This window comes from Rhodanobacter sp. UC4443_H10 (genome assembly GCF_052978325.1).
In genome coordinates, this window is the sequence record NZ_CM129668.1 from 40,192 (window position 1) to 56,077 (window position 15,886).

A 15,886-nucleotide genomic window follows, 5' to 3' on the forward strand; every position below is an offset into this window, starting at 1 on the left:
CTAGAGGTCTCAAGTCATGGCAAAGGGTAAATTCGAACGCACCAAGCCGCACGTCAACGTCGGCACGATTGGTCACGTGGATCACGGCAAGACGACGCTGACGGCGGCGCTGACGAAGGTCGGTGCCGAGCGTTTCGGTGGAGAATTCAAGGACTACAGCGCGATCGACGCGGCGCCGGAAGAGAAGGCGCGCGGCATCACGATCTCGACCGCGCACGTGGAATACGAGTCGCCGACCCGCCACTACGCGCACGTCGACTGCCCCGGCCACGCGGACTACGTGAAGAACATGATCACCGGTGCGGCGCAGATGGACGGCGCGATCCTGGTGTGCTCGGCCGCGGACGGCCCGATGCCGCAGACGCGCGAGCACATCCTGCTGTCGCGCCAGGTCGGCGTGCCGTACATCGTGGTGTTCCTGAACAAGGCGGACATGGTCGATGACGCCGAGCTGCTCGAACTGGTCGAGATGGAAGTGCGCGAGCTGCTGAGCAAGTACGACTTCCCGGGCGACGACACCCCGATCATCCATGGTTCGGCGCTGAAGGCGCTGGAAGGCGACCAGAGCGAAATCGGCGTGCCGGCGATCATCAAGCTGGTGGACGCGCTGGACAGCTACATCCCCGAGCCGGTGCGCACGATCGACAAGCCGTTCCTGATGCCGGTGGAAGACGTGTTCTCGATCTCCGGCCGCGGCACCGTGGTGACCGGTCGTATCGAGCGCGGCGTGATCAAGGTGGGCGACGAAATCGAAGTGGTCGGCATCCGCGACACGCAGAAGACCACGGTCACCGGCGTGGAGATGTTCCGCAAGCTGCTGGACCAGGGCCAGGCGGGCGACAATGCCGGCCTGCTGCTGCGCGGCCTGAAGCGCGACGACGTGGAGCGTGGCCAGGTGCTGGCCAAGCCGGGCACGATCACCCCGCACACGGACTTCGAGGCCGAAGTGTATGTGCTGTCGAAGGACGAGGGTGGCCGTCACACGCCGTTCTTCAAGGGCTACCGCCCGCAGTTCTACTTCCGCACGACCGACGTGACCGGTGCCGTGACCCTGCCGGAAGGCGTGGAAATGGTGATGCCGGGCGACAACGTGAAGATGGTGGTGAGCCTGATCCACCCGATCGCGATGGACGAAGGCCTGCGTTTCGCCATCCGCGAGGGCGGTCGCACCGTCGGCGCCGGCGTGGTGGCCAAGGTCATCAAGTAACGGTTCTTGCGGGAATTCCGGCATGGATGCCGGTTTGATCTTTGCCATCAGGGAGGATGGCTGAAGTAAAGGTCACGGGGTCGCGGGACGAACGGAACCACGCGCTGCCGGGACAACTCCCGCCGTTGAACCGGCCGCGGCTGCGCCGCGCCGGTTCACGCCGGGGCGAGTCGAGGGCGAAGTTGTTTCGCACCTCTTCACTAATCCCGGATTTACCGGTATACTTCGCAGCTCACTTGTCGGACAGACGTGTTTCTGGACGACCAACCGCGAAATGAGGCACAGGACGTGCTTCGAGTTCGCTGGCCGTGGATCGGCCTTCGCAAGTCGACGTGATCGCGGGGCTAGCCCTGTTGACACGTCGTTTTGCGCGAGATTCGGATTGTGCCAGGCGAGCGGATCGATGCTCGCCTGGTGTTTTTCAAAGGGGCCGGCAGATCATCGAGGGCCCCGGACAAGTGGCAAAAGGGTAGTGCGGAGTGGTGAGAAGCCGCTCCGGCATCACAGAACGTTCTTTCGACAACAGGACACGGTTATGGCGAACCAGAAGATTCGCATTCGGCTGAAGGCATACGATCATCGACTGATCGACCGCTCCGCCAGCGAGATCGTCGAGACGGCTAAGCGCACGGGTGCCACGGTACTCGGCCCGATTCCCCTCCCGACCAAGATCGAGCGTTACACCATTCTGACGTCGCCGCACGTCGACAAGGATGCACGCGACCAGTACGAGACCCGTACGCACAAGCGTGTACTCGACATCGTCGACCCGAACGACAAGACCGTGGACGCGCTCATGAAGCTTGATCTCGCCGCTGGCGTCGATGTTCAGATCAAGCTCGGTTGAGCGACAGACAGGATACGAAGATGAGTATCGGATTGGTTGGTCGCAAATGCGGCATGAGCCGACTCTTCACTGAAGACGGCCGCTCGATTCCGGTGACGCTGATTGAAGCGACGCCGAACCGCGTGACCCAGGTGAAGACGGACGACAACGATGGCTACAGCGCCGTCCAGGTTTCCGCAGGCAGCAAGCGTGCGAACCTGCTGACGCAGCCGCTGAAGGGCCACTACGCGAAGGCGAAGGTCGAGCCGGGTCGCGGTCTGTGGGAGTTCCGCGTTGCTGCCGAGGATCTCGGCAAGTACGCGGTGGGCTCGGAGATCAAGGCGGACGACGTGTTCTCCGTCGGCCAGATCGTGGATGTCGCCGGCGTGTCGAAGGGCAAGGGCTTCCAGGGCACGATCAAGCGCTGGAACTTCAAGATGGGCGACGCTACCCACGGCAACTCGCTGTCGCATCGCGCACCGGGCTCGATCGGTCAGCGCCAGACCCCGGGTCGCGTGTTCCCCGGCAAGAAGATGGCCGGCCAGATGGGCAACGTGAATCGTACCCAGCAGGGCCTGGAAGTGGTCAAGGTCGACGCCGAGCGTCATCTGATCGCGGTCAAGGGTGCGGTACCGGGTGCCACCGGTAGCGACGTCGTCATCCGCCCGACGACCAAGAGCTGAGGAGAGACACCATGGAACTCAATGTCATGGGTGCCAAGCCGCTCAGCGTGTCGGACGAAGTGTTCGGCGGCGAGTACAAGAAGGCCCTGGTGCACCAGGTCGTGGTTGCCTATCAGGCCGCTGGCCGCGCCGGTACCAAGGCGCAGCTGTCCCGCGGCGAAATGTCCGGCACCACCAAGAAGTTCAAGAAGCAGAAGGGCGGCGGCGCCCGCCACGGTGACTACCGTGCCCCGATCTTCGTCGGTGGTGGTGTCACGTTCGCCGCCAAGCCGCGCAGCTACGAGCAGAAGGTCAACCGCAAGGCTTATCGCGTCGCGATCCGCTCGATCTTTTCCGAGCTGGTTCGCCAGGGTCGCCTGAAGGTGGTCGAGAGCTTCGGCATCGAGACGCCGAAGACCTCCGCGATGGTCGCCAAGCTGGCCGAGCTGGACGTGTCCGGTCGCGTGTTGCTGGTGTCCGAGGATGCCTCCGAATCCGTGTTCCTGGCTGCGCGCAACATCCCCTACATCCATGTGCTGGATGTGATGGGCCTGAACCCCGTCAGCCTCGTCGGCTCCGACCACGTGGTGGTCACGGTCGATGCGGTGAAGAAGATCGAGGAGTGGCTGGCATGAGCAACGAACGCATTCTCGATACGCTGCGTGCGCCGCATATCTCCGAGAAGTCGGCGCGTCTTGCCGAGCACAACCAGTATGTGTTCCTGGTCGCCCCCGCGGCGACCAAGGCCGATGTCCGCGCTGCGGTGGAAAAGCTGTTCGACGTCAAGGTCGAGCAGGTGAACCTCGTCAACGTCAAGGGCAAGGTCAAGTCCTTCCGTTTCCGCGCTGGCAATCGCCAGGGCAAGCGCAAGGCCTACGTGCGTCTTGCCGATGGCCAGGCCATCGACGTGTCCGCCAAGGCCTGAGCCAGGAGTTCTGTGAAATGGCACTAATCAACCACAAGCCGACCTCGCCGGGTCGCCGCGACGCAGTCAGCGTCCGCACGGAAGGCCTGTACAAGGGCGCGCCCTATGCTCCGTTGACCGAGGCGCAATCCCGTACCGGCGGCCGCAACCATCATGGCCGGATCACCACGCGTCATCGTGGCGGCGGTCACAAGCAGCATTACCGCATCATCGACTTCAAGCGTGACAAGGAAGGCATCGCCGCCCGCGTCGAGCGCATCGAATACGATCCCAACCGCACCGCGCACATCGCGCTGCTGTGCTACGCCGATGGCGAGCGTCGCTACATCATCGCGCCCAAGGGCGTGCAGGTGGACGATCGCCTGGTGTCGGGTCGCGAGGCGCCGATCAAGGCCGGCAACTGCCTGCAGCTGCGCAACATCCCGATGGGCAGCACGATCCACTGCGTGGAGCTGCGTCCCGGCAAGGGCGCGCAGATCGCCCGCAGCGCCGGCGCCTCGGTGCAGCTGGTTGCCCGCGAGTCCGGTTACGCCACGTTGCGCCTTCGCTCCGGCGAGATGCGTCGCGTCTCGGTCGATTGCCGCGCCACCATCGGCGAAGTCGGCAACGGCGAGCACAGCCTGAAGAAGCTGGGCAAGGCCGGCGCCAAGCGCTGGGTAGGCATTCGCCCGACCGTCCGCGGCGTGGTGATGAACCCGGTCGACCACCCGCACGGTGGCGGCGAAGGCAAGACCTCCGGCGGTCGTCATCCGGTCAGCCCGTGGGGCACGCCGGCCAAGGGCTACAAGACCCGCAACAACAAGCGCACGCAGCACTTCATCGTGCGTCGTCGTACCAAGTAACAGGAAGCCGACATGCCTCGCTCTTTGAAGAAAGGTCCCTTCGTCGACCTTCACCTCGCGAAGAAGGTGGAAGCTGCGGTTTCCGCCAACAACAAGCGCCCGATCAAGACCTGGTCGCGCCGCTCGATGATCCTGCCGGAAATGGTCGGCTTGACCATCGCCATCCACAACGGCCGTCAGCACGTGCCCGTCCTGATCAACGAGAACATGGTCGGGCACAAGCTCGGCGAGTTCGCGGTGACCCGCACGTTCAAAGGCCATGTCGGCGACAAGAAGGGCAAGTGATGAGCACTGAAGCCAAAGCGATCCTGCGCGGCGCCCGCATTTCGGCGCAAAAGGCACGCCTGGTGGCCGACCTCGTCCGCGGACTTCCCGTGGGCCGGGCCAGCGACGTGCTCACCTATACCAACAAGAAGGCTGCGCACCTGGTTCGCAAGGTGCTGCTGTCGGCCGTCGCCAACGCCGAGAACAATCTCGGTGCCGACGTCGACGAGCTGAAGGTGTCCAGCATCTTCGTCGACGAAGGTCCGGCGATGAAGCGCATGTACGCCCGCGCCAAGGGCCGCGGTTCGCGCATCCTGAAACGTACCAGCCACATCACTGTGGTTGTCGGCAACTGACTGAGGATATAGACGATGGGTCATAAAGTTCATCCCACCGGTATCCGCCTCGGCATTGCCAAGGACTGGAACGCGAAGTGGTTCGCCAACAAGGGCGATTACGCCAAGTATCTCGTGGCCGACATCAAGGTCCGCGACATGCTGAAGAAGAAGCTGGCCGCCGCCGGCATCTCGAAGATCCAGATCGAGCGCCCGGCCAAGACCGCGCGCGTGACGATCCACACTGCCCGCCCGGGCGTGGTGATCGGCAAGAAGGGCGAGGACATCGAGAAGCTGCGCAAGGAAGTCAGCGACATGATGGGCGTCCCGACGCACATCAACGTCAACGAGGTGCGCAAGCCCGAGCTGGACGCGCAGCTGGTGGCAGAGTCCATCGCGCAGCAGCTGGAGCGCCGCATCATGTTCCGCCGCGCGATGAAGCGCTCGGTCGGCAACGCGATGCGCCTGGGCGCCCTGGGCATCAAGATCAACGTCTCCGGCCGCCTGAACGGCGCCGAGATCGCCCGCTCCGAGTGGAGCCGCGAGGGTCGCGTGCCGCTGCATACGCTGCGCGCCGACATCGACTACGGTTTCGCCGAGGCGAGCACCACCTACGGCATCATCGGCATCAAGGTCTGGGTGTACAAGGGCGAGATCTTCGATCTGGCCGCTGCCAGCCAGGAGTCGAAGGACGAACCGTCGCCGTCGCGCCGTGAAGGTGGCGAAGGCCGTCGTAATGATTCGCGTCGCGAGGCCGGTGAAGGCCGTCGCGAGCGGTCTGCGAAGTAAGGGAGAGTTGCCATGTTGCAACCCAAGCGAACCAAGTACCGCAAGCAGTTCAAAGGCCGCAACGACGGTCTGGCCCAGTGCTCCAACCTCGTCAGCTTCGGCGAGTACGGCCTGAAGGCGACCACGCATGGTGCGCTCACCGCGCGCCAGATCGAGGCGGCTCGTCGTTGCATCACCCGCTTTGTCAAGCGTGGCGGCAAACTGTGGATCCGCGTGTTCCCGGACAAGCCGATCACCAAGAAGCCGATCGAAGTGCGCATGGGCGCGGGCAAGGGCGGCGTCGAGTTCTGGGTCGCCCCGATCCAGCCCGGCCGCATGCTGTATGAAATCGAGGGCGTCGACGAGACGACGGCACGCGAGGCGTTCCGCCTGGCCGCCGCCAAGCTCTCGGTGCAGACCCAGTTTGTGACACGGGCGGTGATGTGATGGCCAGCAAAGATATCAACAACCAGTCGGCCGACGAGCTGAACCAGCATCTGCTGGACCTGCGCAAGGAGCAGTTCAACCTGCGCATGCAGAAGGGTTCCGGCCAGCTCACCCAGCCGCACCAGCTTCGCCGCGTTCGGCGTGACATCGCCCGCACGAAATTCGTGCTCGGCAGCAAGAAGTAAGGGACGGCCGAGATGAGCGAAAACCAGAAGAAGGCACGCACCCTCGAGGGTCGCGTCACCAGCAACAAGATGGACAAGACGGTCACCGTCCTGGTCGAGCGCCAGGAGCAGCATTGGCTGCTGGGCAAGACCATTCGTCGGTCGACCAAGCTGCATGCGCAGGACGACCTGGGCGCGAACGAGGGTGACCTCGTGCGTATCGCCGAGTGCCGTCCGTTGTCCAAGACCAAACATCACCGCGTGGTTGAAATCATCACGCGCGCCAACGTCTAAAGGGAGGGTGCAGCCATGATCCAGATGCAAAGCACGCTTTCCGCAGCGGACAACAGCGGCGCCAAGGAAGTGATGTGCATCAAGGTGCTCGGCGGCTCCAAGCGCCGTTACGCCTCGATCGGTGACGTGATCAAGGTCACCGTGAAGGATGCCATTCCCCGCGGCAAGGTGAAGAAGGGCGAGGTGTACAACGCCGTGGTGGTGCGTACTGCCAAGGGCGTGCGCCGTCCCGACGGCTCGCTGATCCGTTTCGACGGCAATGCGGCTGTCCTCCTCAACAACAAGCTCGAGCCGATCGGTACCCGTATCTTCGGGCCGGTTACCCGCGAGCTGCGCAACGAGAAGTTCATGAAGATCGTCTCGCTCGCGCCCGAAGTGCTCTGAAGCGGAGTCAAGACAATGAACCGTATCCGCAAGGGTGATCAGGTCCTCGTGATCACCGGCAAGAACAAGGGTCAGCGCGGCGACGTGCTGCGTGTTGCAGGCGATCGCGTATTCGTCTCCAACGTGAATCTGGTCAAGCGTCACACCAAGCCGAACCCGCAGGCCAACCAGGCTGGCGGTATCGTCGAGCGTGAAGCCTCGATCCATCTCTCCAATGTGCAGCTGTTCAACCCCGCCACGAACAAGGGTGAACGCGTCGGTTCCAAAACGCTCGCTGATGGGCGCAAGGTCCGCGTGTTCCGTTCGAATGGCGAGGTCGTGGACGCGTAAGGAACACGATCATGACGCGCCTTGAAAAATTCTACAAAGACCAGGTAATCGGCAAGCTCACCGAGCAGTTCGGCTACCAGAACGTGATGCAGGTTCCCCGCATCACCAAGATCACGCTGAACATGGGCGTGGGCGAAGCGGCGGGCAACAAGAAAGTGCTCGAGAACGCCGTGGCCGACATGGCCAAGATCGCCGGCCAGAAGCCGATCACCACGAAGGCCCGCGTTTCGGTGGCTTCGTTCAAGATCCGCGACGGCTGGCCGATCGGCTGCAAGGTCACGTTGCGCCGTGCGCAGATGTGGGAGTTCCTCGATCGCCTGATCAACATCTCGCTGCCGCGCGTGCGCGACTTCCGCGGTGTTTCGGCCAAGGCGTTCGACGGTCGCGGCAACTACAACTTCGGCATCAAGGAACAGATCATCTTCCCCGAGATCGATTTCGACCAGGTGGATGCTCTGCGCGGCATGGATATCTCCATCACCACGACGGCGCGAACCGACAACGAGGCGAAGGCCCTGTTGACGGCCTTCAGCTTCCCGTTCCGGAACTGAGCGGTCATCCTTGACGAACCCGGCCGTCCGCGGCCGGACTCTTTGAAAGAGCAGCGATAAATTATGGCCAAGAAATCAATGGTGAACCGCGACGTCAAGCGGGCCAAGCTGATCCAGAAGTACGCCGCCAAGCGCGCCGAACTGAAAGCGATCGTGCTCAACCCGACGGCTTCGTACGACGAGAAGATGGAAGCGCAGGCGAGCCTGCAGAAGCTTCCGCGCGATGCCAGCCCGGTTCGCGTGCGGACGCGTTGCGCCCTGACCGGTCGTCCGCGTGCCGTCTACGCGAAGTTCGGCCTGGGTCGCAACAAGCTGCGCGAAGCCACCATGCGCGGCGACGTGCCGGGCCTGCGCAAGGCCAGCTGGTAATTCACAACCTGCAGGATCGGCGCGTCGGCTGTTCCGGCACACCGATCCGACCGGCGGCACCGCATGCCACCGGTGGATGCGACTAACGCATCCGATGTTCGCCAAAACCCGAAATTGCTGCTATAGTCGGCGGTCTGCGCAACGCAGGCTGGCTTCTTTGCCGGCTCACAATCTGATTGATTTCCGGTTTTATCGGATATCGGTGCACTCTGAAGGATGTTTTCATGAGCATGACTGATCCCATCGCCGATCTGTTCACGCGCGTCCGCAATGCCCAGGCCACGGGCAAGCCGGTCGTGCGTATGCCGTCGTCGAAACTGAAGGTGGCCATCGCCGACCTTCTCAAGAACGAGGGCTACATCCTCGACGCCAAGACTTCCGTCGAGGAAGGCAAGCCGGTGCTCGAGATCAAGCTCAAGTATTTCGACGGTCAGCCCGCCATCGAGAACATTTCCCGTGTCAGCCGTTCCGGCCTGCGCGTTTACCGCGGCAAGGACGAGCTGCCGAAGGTCCTCGGCGGCCTGGGCATTTCGATCATCTCGACTTCCGCTGGTCTGTTGACCGATGCGCAGGCCCGTGCCAAGGGCCTGGGCGGCGAAGTCATCGGCCAAGTGGCATAAGGAGTCTTTCAATGTCACGTGTAGCCAAACAACCCATTTCCCTGCCGAAGGGCGTCGAGCTGACGATCGCCGGAGGCAACATTTCGGTGAAGGGCCCGAAGGGCACCTTGTCCGTGCATCAGCTGCCGGGCGTCACGGTCGCCGTCGACGGCGGCGTGGCGAATGTCACGCTGGGCGAAGGCGTGGACGACAAGTTCGGCGGTACGGCGCGTGCGCTGATCGCCAACATGGTCACCGGCGTCTCGCAGGGTTACGAACGCAAGCTTGAGCTGGTCGGCGTCGGTTATCGCGCTGCCATGCAGGGCAAGGCGCTGAGCCTCAGCCTGGGCTTCTCCCACCCGGTGGTGTTCGACGCGCCCGAGGGCATCAGCATCGAAACGCCGACCCAGACCGAAGTGCTGATCAAGGGCACCGACAAGCAGGTCGTCGGCCAGGTCGCAGCCAAGATTCGCGGCTTCCGCCCACCCGAACCCTACAAGGGCAAGGGCGTGCGCTATGCCGGCGAGAAGATCACCCTGAAGGAAGCCAAGAAGGCGTAAATGCGCTGTCCCTGCGCGTAGAGACCGGTCATCCATGGCCGGACTTTTCACAAAGAGCAGATGACAGCCATCCGAGCCGATCCGCTTTCGAGGAATTGAGAGATGAACAAGAACGAAAATCGCCTGCGCCGCGCCAAGTCCACCCGCAGCCACATCCGCAAGCTGGGCGTGGCCCGCCTGTCGGTGCATCGCACCGGGCAGCATCTTTATGCGCAGGTGTTCGACGCCTCCGGCAAGAACGTGGTAGCGGCTGCCTCCACCGTGCAAAAGTCGGTCGCCGAAGGCCTGAAGGGCACCAAGAACCTGGCTGCTGCGGCGGCCGTGGGCAAGGCTGTGGCCGAGCGCGCGAAGGCTGCCGGTGTGGAGTCGGTGGCGTTCGATCGCTCCGGTTTCCGCTATCACGGCCGCATCAAGGCGCTTGCCGAGGCGGCGCGCGAGGCGGGCTTGAAGTTCTGAGGCGCCGGGATGCGGGACGCGGGATTCGGGATTCGAAAGAGCCCGCTTCCGCGAGTCGCCAATCCGGTTGCTGATCCTGGCAGCACATACAACTACAAGCGGCCAAGCCGCAAGCAAAAGCCCCGGATGGTCCGGGCACACGGAATAGAACATGTCTTCTAACGATCGCGAAAATTCGGACGGCCTGCTCGAGAAGCTGATTGCCGTCAACCGGGTGGCCAAGACCGTCAAGGGTGGCCGCCAGATGAGCTTCACCGCACTGACCGTGGTCGGTGACGGCGAGGGCAAGGTCGGCTTCGGCTATGGCAAGGCGCGTGAAGTGCCGGTGGCCATTTCCAAGGCGATGGAGCGTGCCCGCCGCCAGATGGTCAACATCGAACTGAACAACGGCACCCTGTGGTACGCCATCAAGGCGAACCATGGTGCGGCCCGCGTGTACATGCAGCCGGCTTCCGAAGGTACCGGCGTGATCGCCGGCGGCGCCATGCGTGCGGTGCTGGAAGTGGTCGGCGTCAAGAACGTGCTGGCCAAGGCCGTCGGTTCGCGCAATCCGATCAACCTGGTGCGCGCCACCATCAAGGGCCTGCAGGCGGTTGCCTCGCCCAAGAAGATCGCCGCCAAGCGGGGCAAGAGTCTGGAAGAGGTGCTGGGCAATGGCTAAGAAGAACGAATCCGCTGCCACCGTGCGCGTGCGCCTGGTCAAGGGCCTGCGCGGCGTGCAGGCGCGCCATCGCCTCAGCGTCAAGGCGCTGGGTCTGGGCAAGGTCAACGACGTGCGCGAGCTGAAGGACAGCCCGCAGGTGCGTGGGCTGATCAACACGGTCTACTACCTGGTCCGGGTCGAGGAGTAATCATCATGCGTTTGAATGACATCAAGCCGGCCGCCGGTTCCCGCAAGACCCGCCTGCGCGTGGGTCGCGGCATCGGTTCGGGCCTGGGCAAGACGGCCGGTCGCGGCCACAAGGGTCAGCATGCCCGCGCGGGCGGCACCCACAAGTTCGGTTTCGAAGGCGGCCAGATGCCGCTGAACCGCCGGTTGCCGAAGGTCGGCTTCCGCTCGAAGCTGAAGGCGCAGAGCCAGGAAGTATTCCTGTATCAGCTGGCCAACCTCAAGGGCGACGTGATCGACGTGGTCGCGCTGCATCAGGCTGGCCTGATCGACAGCCGCGCCAAGAAGGTCAAGGTAGTGCTGAAGGGCGAGATCGGTCGCGCGGTGAAGCTGTCCGGTCTGCTGGCCACGGCGGGCGCGAAGGCGGCCATCGAGGCGGCCGGCGGAAGCGTGGAGTAAGACGGTGGCCGTAGCCAAGGGCAACGCACTGGGCAAACTCGGCAAGCTGACGGAGCTTCGTCAGCGCATCCTGTTCGTGGTGGGTGCGTTGATGGTGTTCCGTCTCGGCTCGTTCATTCCGGTTCCGGGCGTCAACCCGGAGGCGATGACGAACCTGGTCAACGGCAACGGCCTGATGGACATGTTCAACATGTTCTCGGGCGGCGCGCTGGAGCGGTTCTCGGTCTTCGCGCTCGGCGTGATTCCGTACATCTCGGCGTCGATCGTGTTCCAGATGATGGGCGCGGTGGTGCCGAGCCTGCAGACCCTGCGCAAGGAAGGCGAGGCCGGCAAGCGCAAGATGACGGCGTACACCCGTTACGCCACGGTGCTGCTGGCGGCGTTCCAGTCCTTCGGCATTGCGGTTGCCTTGCAGGGCCAGGTGGCCGCGGGCGGCGCGCCGGTGGTGTACACGCCGGGCTTCGGCTTCGTGTTCTCGTCCGTGGTAGGCCTGACCGCCGGCACCATGTTCCTGATGTGGCTGGGCGAACAGATGACCGAGCGCGGCATCGGCAACGGCATCTCGCTGCTGATCTTCGCCGGCATCGTGGCCGGCTTGCCCGGCGCGGTGGTGCACACGCTGGGCATGGCCAACAACGGTGAGCTGTCGCTGCTCATGCTGCTGGTGGTGTTCGGGCTGGTGCTGGCCGTGACCGCCTTCGTCGTGTTCGTGGAACGCGCCCAGCGGCGCATCACGGTGAACTACGCACGACGTTCGGGCGGACAGAAGGCCTACCAGAACCAGAGCTCCAGCCTGCCGCTGAAGATCAACATGTCGGGCGTGATTCCGCCGATCTTTGCGTCGAGCTTGCTGATGTTCCCGGCCACCGCGGTGAGCTGGTTCAGCACGGGTCATTCGTCGCGCTGGGTGCAGGATCTGACGCAGTCGCTGAGTCCGGGCAACCCGTTGTATGAAATCACCTTTTCGGTACTGGTGATCGGTTTTGCATTCTTCTACACCGCGATCGTGTTCAACGCGGAAGAGACGGCGGACAACCTGAAGCGCTCCGGCGCCCTGATTCCCGGCATTCGTCCGGGCAAGGCCACGGGCAGCTACATCGACGCGGTGATGACACGCCTGACGGCGGTCGGCGCGATCTACCTGGTGCTGGTCTGCCTGGTGCCGTCGTTCATGCAGCAGGCGTGGCACGTACCGTTCTATTTCGGCGGCACCTCGCTGCTGATCGTGGTGGTGGTGGTGATGGATTTCACGGCGCAGATCCAGGCGCATCTGGTCAGTCATCAGTACGAAAGTTTGCTCAAGAAAGCCAACCTCCGTCGCAGTTGACGCGGCGAGGGACGCTCCAGGTCGGAGAGTTGCGGTGCCTTGGCGCCGCAGGGCTTTCCTGTTCGGGTAATTCAGGTTAAAATTGCGCGTTTACCGCGCACGAAACGCATTCGGAGAGAGTACTCATGGCGCGCATTGCGGGTGTCAATTTGCCGGTTCAGAAACACGTCTGGGTCGGTCTGCAGAGCATTTATGGTATCGGCCGCAGCCGCGCCAAGCAGGTTTGCGTGGACGCGGGCGTGGTCCCGACCACCCAGATCAAGTCGCTGAGCGAAGGCGAAGTGGAAAAGATTCGCCTGGAGATCGCCAAGTACACCGTCGAAGGCGATCTGCGCCGCGAGGTGGGCATGGCGATCAAGCGGCTGATGGACCTGGGCTGCTACCGCGGCCTGCGTCATCGTCGCGGCCTGCCGGTTCGCGGGCAGCGTACCCGTACCAATGCGCGTACCCGCAAGGGTCCGCGTCGCGCAATCAAGAAGTGATTGCCTGCGGATTTGTGCGGTCACCGATGACCGCGAAGATCAAAAAAGCGGCCATCCGTGGCCGCACTCATCGAGAAGAGCCTTCAAACCATGGCTAAGCCGGTCAAGACCAAGAAGAAGATCAAGCGCGTTGTCACGGATGCCGTGGCCCACGTGCAGGCCTCCTTCAACAACACCATCGTTACCATCACCGATCGCCAGGGCAATGCCCTGTCGTGGGCGACCGCCGGCGGTGCCGGTTTCCGCGGCTCGCGCAAGTCCACCCCGTTCGCTGCACAGGTCGCCGCCGAGAAGGCCGGCCGCGCCGCGGGCGACTACGGCGTGAAGACGGTGGAAGTGCGCATCAAGGGTCCCGGCCCGGGCCGCGAGTCGGCGGTGCGTTCGCTGAATGCGCTGGGCTACAAGGTGCTCAACATCATCGACGTCACGCCGATCCCGCACAACGGCTGCCGTCCCCCCAAGAAGCGGCGTGTCTGAGGGCGGTCGTTTTCGATCGCGAGAATCAAGCACCGGCCGCGGCCGGACTATCTGAAAGAGAAGAAACATGGCCCGTTATCGTGGAGCTACCTGCAAACTCGCCCGGCGCGAAGGTGCGGATCTCAGCCTGAAGAGCCCGGCGCGTGCGCTGGATTCAAAGTGCAAACTGGAAAACAAGCCCGGCCAGCATGGCGCGAACAAGCGCATGCGCATGTCCGACTACGCCGTCCAGCTGCGTGAGAAGCAGAAGGTCAAGCGTATCTACGGCGTGCTCGAGCGCCAGTTCAGCAACTACTACACCAAGGCGACCACGCTCAAGGGCAATACCGGCGAGAACTTGCTGCGTCTGCTCGAGAGCCGCCTGGACAACGTCGTGTTCCGCATGGGCTTCGCGGTCACCCGCGCCCAGGCCCGCCAGCTGGTTGCCCACAAGGCGGTGCTGGTCAACGGCAAGAAGGTGAACATTCCTTCCTACCAGGTGCGCCCGGGCGACGCGATCGCGCTGACCGAGAAGGCGCGCAGCCAGCTGCGCGTGCAGGAAGCGGCCACCGTGTTCGACACCATGGACCTGCGCCCGGTCTGGGTCGAAGTGGATTCCAAGAAGTTCGAAGGCACGTTCAAGTCGGTGCCGGATCGCGGCGACCTGCCGTCCGACATCAATGAAGCATTGATCATCGAGCTTTACTCGAAGTAATTAACCGGAGCTCTGCATGGCAGTTTCGTCAACTAGTGTGCTGCGGCCACGTGGCCTCAGCGTCGAACAGCTCGGAGCCAACCGCGCCAAGGTGGTGGTCGAGCCGCTCGAGCGTGGCTTTGGCCATACCCTGGGCAACGCGCTGCGCCGCGTGCTGCTCTCCTCGATCCCCGGCAGCGCCATCGTCGAGGTGGAAATCGACGGCGTGCTGCACGAATACACCACGCTTGAAGGTCTGCAGGAGGACGTCATCGAAGTCCTGCTGAACCTCAAGGACGTGGCGATCCGGCAGCATTCGGGCGATGAAGTGACCCTGACCTTGTCCAAGAAGGGCAAGGGCGTGGTGACCGCCGGCGACATCGTGGTCGACCATACGGTGGAGATCGTCAACCCCGAGCACGTCCTGTGCCACCTGACCAAGGACATCGCGCTCAACATGCGCCTCAAGGTGCGTCGCGGCGTCGGCTACCAGCCGGCCAGCGCGCGCCAGCATCCTGACGACGAGGCGCGCCCGATCGGCCGCCTGCAGCTGGATGCCTCGTTCGCGCCCGTATTGCGGGTGGCCTACGAAGTGGACGCCGCGCGTGTCGAGCAGCGCACCAACCTTGACAAGCTGGTGCTGGACATCGAGACCAACGGCACCATCGACGCCGAGGACGCGGTGCGCAAGGCCGCCGAGATCATCAACGACCAGCTGTCGGTGTTCGGTGACTTCTCGCGTCGCGAAAGTGCCACGGACAAGGCCGAGAAGAGCGGCTTCGAACCGCTGCTGCTGCGTCCGATCGACGATCTGGAGCTGACCGTGCGTTCGGCGAACTGCCTGAAGGCCGAGAGCATCTACTACATCGGCGACCTGGTGCAGAAGACCGAGGTCGAGCTGTTGAAGACGCCGAACCTGGGCAAGAAGTCGCTGACCGAAATCAAGGATGTCCTGGGCGGGCGCAGCCTGTCCCTCGGCACCAAGCTGGAAAACTGGCCGCCGCCGGGGCTTTCGCACGGCATGCAGCTGGGCTAGGGCGATCCTCCTTGATCGCTGTTGTAGCCGGATATTGGCCAGGGTGTGTACAGCACCTTGGCCATGCAGCAGAAGCGGCCATCCATGGCCGCACTTTTCACAAGAGCCTGCTCCGATGGGGCTCACATAAAAGCGGGTAACCGCGGGGTGTCGGACACAAGCGCCGGCACTTCATAACAACAGACCTACAGAGAGTATTCCGTCATGCGCCACCAGAAATCCGGACGCAAGCTCAACCGCACCAGCAGCCACCGCGAAGCGATGTTCAAGAACATGGCCTCGTCGCTGTTCAAGCATGAGCTGATCCGCACCACCCTGCCGAAGGCGAAGGAACTTCGCCGCGTCGCCGAGCCGCTGATCACGATGGCCAAGACCGATGGCGTCGCCAATCGCCGCCTTGCATTCTCGCGTCTGCGCGACAAGGAAGCGGTGGGCAAGCTGTTCGTCGAGCTGGGCCCGCGTTACAAGGAGCGTCCCGGCGGTTACCTGCGCATTCTCAAGTGCGGCTTCCGCGACGGCGACAACGCGCCGATGGCGTACGTCGAGCTGGTGGGGCGTCCGCAGGTCGAGTCCGTCGACGCGGAGTGAGATGCCGGCCGGACGACCTGACGGTCGCCTGC

The 15,886-nt window shown here is 63.5% G+C and carries 28 protein-coding genes; all 28 read left to right on the forward strand.

Annotation, left to right across the window (positions count from 1 at the left end):
• Positions 1–16: 16 nt before the first annotated feature.
• The 28 genes from tuf (at position 17) to rplQ (ending at position 15,854) form a co-directional block, all read left to right on the forward strand.
• Entirely contained in the window at positions 17–1,207 is a 1,191-nt protein-coding gene (gene tuf, locus ACVCMB_RS00195) for an elongation factor Tu (RefSeq protein ID WP_395117250.1), read from the forward strand.
• 535 nt (positions 1,208–1,742) lie between these two features.
• Entirely contained in the window at positions 1,743–2,054 is a 312-nt protein-coding gene (gene rpsJ, locus ACVCMB_RS00200) for a 30S ribosomal protein S10 (RefSeq protein ID WP_007082173.1), read from the forward strand.
• 20 nt (positions 2,055–2,074) lie between these two features.
• A complete protein-coding gene (rplC, locus tag ACVCMB_RS00205) occupies positions 2,075–2,716 on the forward strand; it encodes a 50S ribosomal protein L3 (RefSeq protein WP_395117262.1) in 642 nt (213 codons plus the stop codon).
• Positions 2,717–2,727: 11 nt separating this feature from the next.
• The gene (rplD, locus tag ACVCMB_RS00210; RefSeq protein WP_395117264.1) at positions 2,728–3,330 is read left to right on the forward strand and encodes a 50S ribosomal protein L4; all 603 of its coding nucleotides are present in this window, start codon (positions 2,728–2,730) and stop codon (positions 3,328–3,330) included.
• Positions 3,327–3,620, forward strand: a complete 294-nt coding sequence (gene rplW, locus ACVCMB_RS00215; RefSeq protein ID WP_395117266.1) for a 50S ribosomal protein L23 — start codon at positions 3,327–3,329, stop codon at positions 3,618–3,620. Before rplD ends, rplW begins: the two co-directional genes overlap by 4 nt.
• A 17-nt stretch (positions 3,621–3,637) precedes the next feature.
• Positions 3,638–4,462, forward strand: coding sequence for a 50S ribosomal protein L2 (rplB, locus tag ACVCMB_RS00220; RefSeq protein ID WP_395117268.1), 825 nt, complete (start codon positions 3,638–3,640; stop codon positions 4,460–4,462).
• 12 nt (positions 4,463–4,474) lie between these two features.
• Entirely contained in the window at positions 4,475–4,747 is a 273-nt protein-coding gene (gene rpsS / locus ACVCMB_RS00225; RefSeq protein ID WP_108473256.1) for a 30S ribosomal protein S19, read from the forward strand.
• Positions 4,747–5,082, forward strand: coding sequence for a 50S ribosomal protein L22 (gene rplV, locus ACVCMB_RS00230; RefSeq protein WP_007082179.1), 336 nt, complete (start codon positions 4,747–4,749; stop codon positions 5,080–5,082). The genes rpsS and rplV overlap by 1 nt, the downstream gene beginning before the upstream one ends.
• A 15-nt stretch (positions 5,083–5,097) precedes the next feature.
• Positions 5,098–5,850: a 30S ribosomal protein S3 gene (rpsC, locus tag ACVCMB_RS00235; RefSeq protein ID WP_136259089.1), complete on the forward strand. Its 753-nt coding sequence runs from the start codon at positions 5,098–5,100 to the stop codon at positions 5,848–5,850.
• A gap of 12 nt (positions 5,851–5,862) precedes the next feature.
• Complete coding sequence (rplP, locus tag ACVCMB_RS00240) at positions 5,863–6,276, forward strand: 50S ribosomal protein L16 (protein ID WP_136259088.1); 414 nt, start codon at positions 5,863–5,865, stop codon at positions 6,274–6,276.
• Positions 6,276–6,461 (forward strand): 50S ribosomal protein L29, encoded by a 186-nt coding sequence (gene rpmC, locus ACVCMB_RS00245; protein WP_136259087.1) that lies wholly within the window; start codon positions 6,276–6,278, stop codon positions 6,459–6,461. The genes rplP and rpmC overlap by 1 nt, the downstream gene beginning before the upstream one ends.
• A 12-nt stretch (positions 6,462–6,473) precedes the next feature.
• On the forward strand, positions 6,474–6,734 hold the full coding sequence (gene rpsQ, locus ACVCMB_RS00250; protein ID WP_136259086.1) for a 30S ribosomal protein S17: 261 nt from the start codon (positions 6,474–6,476) through the stop codon (positions 6,732–6,734).
• A gap of 15 nt (positions 6,735–6,749) precedes the next feature.
• Positions 6,750–7,118 (forward strand): 50S ribosomal protein L14, encoded by a 369-nt coding sequence (gene rplN / locus ACVCMB_RS00255; RefSeq protein ID WP_395117270.1) that lies wholly within the window; start codon positions 6,750–6,752, stop codon positions 7,116–7,118.
• 15 nt (positions 7,119–7,133) lie between these two features.
• Entirely contained in the window at positions 7,134–7,448 is a 315-nt protein-coding gene (rplX, locus tag ACVCMB_RS00260; protein WP_136259084.1) for a 50S ribosomal protein L24, read from the forward strand.
• Positions 7,449–7,456: 8 nt separating this feature from the next.
• Positions 7,457–7,999 (forward strand): 50S ribosomal protein L5, encoded by a 543-nt coding sequence (gene rplE, locus ACVCMB_RS00265; RefSeq protein ID WP_395121356.1) that lies wholly within the window; start codon positions 7,457–7,459, stop codon positions 7,997–7,999.
• 63 nt (positions 8,000–8,062) lie between these two features.
• Positions 8,063–8,368, forward strand: a complete 306-nt coding sequence (gene rpsN / locus ACVCMB_RS00270) for a 30S ribosomal protein S14 (protein ID WP_395117272.1) — start codon at positions 8,063–8,065, stop codon at positions 8,366–8,368.
• A gap of 224 nt (positions 8,369–8,592) precedes the next feature.
• Positions 8,593–8,988 carry a 30S ribosomal protein S8 gene (rpsH, locus tag ACVCMB_RS00275; protein ID WP_395117275.1) on the forward strand — a complete coding sequence of 132 codons (396 nt, stop codon included), beginning with the start codon at positions 8,593–8,595 and terminating at the stop codon, positions 8,986–8,988.
• An 11-nt stretch (positions 8,989–8,999) separates the two neighbouring features.
• Positions 9,000–9,527, forward strand: a complete 528-nt coding sequence (gene rplF, locus ACVCMB_RS00280; RefSeq protein WP_447099333.1) for a 50S ribosomal protein L6 — start codon at positions 9,000–9,002, stop codon at positions 9,525–9,527.
• A gap of 102 nt (positions 9,528–9,629) precedes the next feature.
• On the forward strand, positions 9,630–9,983 hold the full coding sequence (rplR, locus tag ACVCMB_RS00285) for a 50S ribosomal protein L18 (RefSeq protein ID WP_136259079.1): 354 nt from the start codon (positions 9,630–9,632) through the stop codon (positions 9,981–9,983).
• 151 nt (positions 9,984–10,134) lie between these two features.
• Positions 10,135–10,644: a 30S ribosomal protein S5 gene (gene rpsE / locus ACVCMB_RS00290; protein ID WP_136259078.1), complete on the forward strand. Its 510-nt coding sequence runs from the start codon at positions 10,135–10,137 to the stop codon at positions 10,642–10,644.
• Positions 10,637–10,834, forward strand: a complete 198-nt coding sequence (gene rpmD / locus ACVCMB_RS00295) for a 50S ribosomal protein L30 (protein WP_136259077.1) — start codon at positions 10,637–10,639, stop codon at positions 10,832–10,834. The genes rpsE and rpmD overlap by 8 nt, the downstream gene beginning before the upstream one ends.
• On the forward strand, positions 10,834–11,271 hold the full coding sequence (rplO, locus tag ACVCMB_RS00300; RefSeq protein ID WP_447099479.1) for a 50S ribosomal protein L15: 438 nt from the start codon (positions 10,834–10,836) through the stop codon (positions 11,269–11,271). Before rpmD ends, rplO begins: the two co-directional genes overlap by 1 nt.
• Positions 11,272–11,275: 4 nt before the next feature.
• Positions 11,276–12,598 carry a preprotein translocase subunit SecY gene (gene secY, locus ACVCMB_RS00305; RefSeq protein ID WP_447105820.1) on the forward strand — a complete coding sequence of 441 codons (1,323 nt, stop codon included), beginning with the start codon at positions 11,276–11,278 and terminating at the stop codon, positions 12,596–12,598.
• A gap of 125 nt (positions 12,599–12,723) precedes the next feature.
• On the forward strand, positions 12,724–13,080 hold the full coding sequence (gene rpsM / locus ACVCMB_RS00310) for a 30S ribosomal protein S13 (RefSeq protein WP_136259074.1): 357 nt from the start codon (positions 12,724–12,726) through the stop codon (positions 13,078–13,080).
• 90 nt (positions 13,081–13,170) lie between these two features.
• Positions 13,171–13,557, forward strand: a complete 387-nt coding sequence (gene rpsK / locus ACVCMB_RS00315; RefSeq protein WP_007513384.1) for a 30S ribosomal protein S11 — start codon at positions 13,171–13,173, stop codon at positions 13,555–13,557.
• Between the two features lie 67 nt (positions 13,558–13,624).
• The gene (gene rpsD, locus ACVCMB_RS00320) at positions 13,625–14,251 is read left to right on the forward strand and encodes a 30S ribosomal protein S4 (RefSeq protein WP_136259073.1); all 627 of its coding nucleotides are present in this window, start codon (positions 13,625–13,627) and stop codon (positions 14,249–14,251) included.
• A 16-nt stretch (positions 14,252–14,267) separates the two neighbouring features.
• Positions 14,268–15,266, forward strand: a complete 999-nt coding sequence (locus ACVCMB_RS00325; protein WP_395117283.1) for a DNA-directed RNA polymerase subunit alpha — start codon at positions 14,268–14,270, stop codon at positions 15,264–15,266.
• Between the two features lie 204 nt (positions 15,267–15,470).
• Positions 15,471–15,854 (forward strand): 50S ribosomal protein L17, encoded by a 384-nt coding sequence (rplQ, locus tag ACVCMB_RS00330; protein WP_395117285.1) that lies wholly within the window; start codon positions 15,471–15,473, stop codon positions 15,852–15,854.
• Positions 15,855–15,886 lie beyond the last annotated feature (32 nt).

Excerpts from the sequence above, each read along its gene's own strand:
- rplP (WP_136259088.1), top strand. The coding sequence starts at position 5,863 with ATGTTGCAACCCAAGCGAACCAAGTACCGCAAGCAGTTCAAAGGCCGC.
- rpsN (WP_395117272.1), top strand. The coding sequence starts at position 8,063 with ATGGCCAAGAAATCAATGGTGAACCGCGACGTCAAGCGGGCCAAGCTG.
- rplD (WP_395117264.1), top strand. The coding sequence starts at position 2,728 with ATGGAACTCAATGTCATGGGTGCCAAGCCGCTCAGCGTGTCGGACGAA.
- rplW (WP_395117266.1), top strand. The coding sequence starts at position 3,327 with ATGAGCAACGAACGCATTCTCGATACGCTGCGTGCGCCGCATATCTCC.
- rplN (WP_395117270.1), top strand. The coding sequence starts at position 6,750 with ATGATCCAGATGCAAAGCACGCTTTCCGCAGCGGACAACAGCGGCGCC.
- rpsM (WP_136259074.1), top strand. The coding sequence starts at position 12,724 with ATGGCGCGCATTGCGGGTGTCAATTTGCCGGTTCAGAAACACGTCTGG.
- rplF (WP_447099333.1), top strand. The coding sequence starts at position 9,000 with ATGTCACGTGTAGCCAAACAACCCATTTCCCTGCCGAAGGGCGTCGAG.
- rpsQ (WP_136259086.1), top strand. The coding sequence starts at position 6,474 with ATGAGCGAAAACCAGAAGAAGGCACGCACCCTCGAGGGTCGCGTCACC.
- rplR (WP_136259079.1), top strand. The coding sequence starts at position 9,630 with ATGAACAAGAACGAAAATCGCCTGCGCCGCGCCAAGTCCACCCGCAGC.
- rpmD (WP_136259077.1), top strand. The coding sequence starts at position 10,637 with ATGGCTAAGAAGAACGAATCCGCTGCCACCGTGCGCGTGCGCCTGGTC.
- rplB (WP_395117268.1), top strand. The coding sequence starts at position 3,638 with ATGGCACTAATCAACCACAAGCCGACCTCGCCGGGTCGCCGCGACGCA.
- rpmC (WP_136259087.1), top strand. The coding sequence starts at position 6,276 with ATGGCCAGCAAAGATATCAACAACCAGTCGGCCGACGAGCTGAACCAG.
- rpsE (WP_136259078.1), top strand. The coding sequence starts at position 10,135 with ATGTCTTCTAACGATCGCGAAAATTCGGACGGCCTGCTCGAGAAGCTG.
- rpsH (WP_395117275.1), top strand. The coding sequence starts at position 8,593 with ATGAGCATGACTGATCCCATCGCCGATCTGTTCACGCGCGTCCGCAAT.
- rplX (WP_136259084.1), top strand. The coding sequence starts at position 7,134 with ATGAACCGTATCCGCAAGGGTGATCAGGTCCTCGTGATCACCGGCAAG.
- rpsJ (WP_007082173.1), top strand. The coding sequence starts at position 1,743 with ATGGCGAACCAGAAGATTCGCATTCGGCTGAAGGCATACGATCATCGA.
- rpsD (WP_136259073.1), top strand. The coding sequence starts at position 13,625 with ATGGCCCGTTATCGTGGAGCTACCTGCAAACTCGCCCGGCGCGAAGGT.
- rplV (WP_007082179.1), top strand. The coding sequence starts at position 4,747 with ATGAGCACTGAAGCCAAAGCGATCCTGCGCGGCGCCCGCATTTCGGCG.
- rplQ (WP_395117285.1), top strand. The coding sequence starts at position 15,471 with ATGCGCCACCAGAAATCCGGACGCAAGCTCAACCGCACCAGCAGCCAC.
- tuf (WP_395117250.1), top strand. The coding sequence starts at position 17 with ATGGCAAAGGGTAAATTCGAACGCACCAAGCCGCACGTCAACGTCGGC.
- rpsS (WP_108473256.1), top strand. The coding sequence starts at position 4,475 with ATGCCTCGCTCTTTGAAGAAAGGTCCCTTCGTCGACCTTCACCTCGCG.
- ACVCMB_RS00325 (WP_395117283.1), top strand. The coding sequence starts at position 14,268 with ATGGCAGTTTCGTCAACTAGTGTGCTGCGGCCACGTGGCCTCAGCGTC.
- rpsK (WP_007513384.1), top strand. The coding sequence starts at position 13,171 with ATGGCTAAGCCGGTCAAGACCAAGAAGAAGATCAAGCGCGTTGTCACG.
- rpsC (WP_136259089.1), top strand. The coding sequence starts at position 5,098 with ATGGGTCATAAAGTTCATCCCACCGGTATCCGCCTCGGCATTGCCAAG.
- rplC (WP_395117262.1), top strand. The coding sequence starts at position 2,075 with ATGAGTATCGGATTGGTTGGTCGCAAATGCGGCATGAGCCGACTCTTC.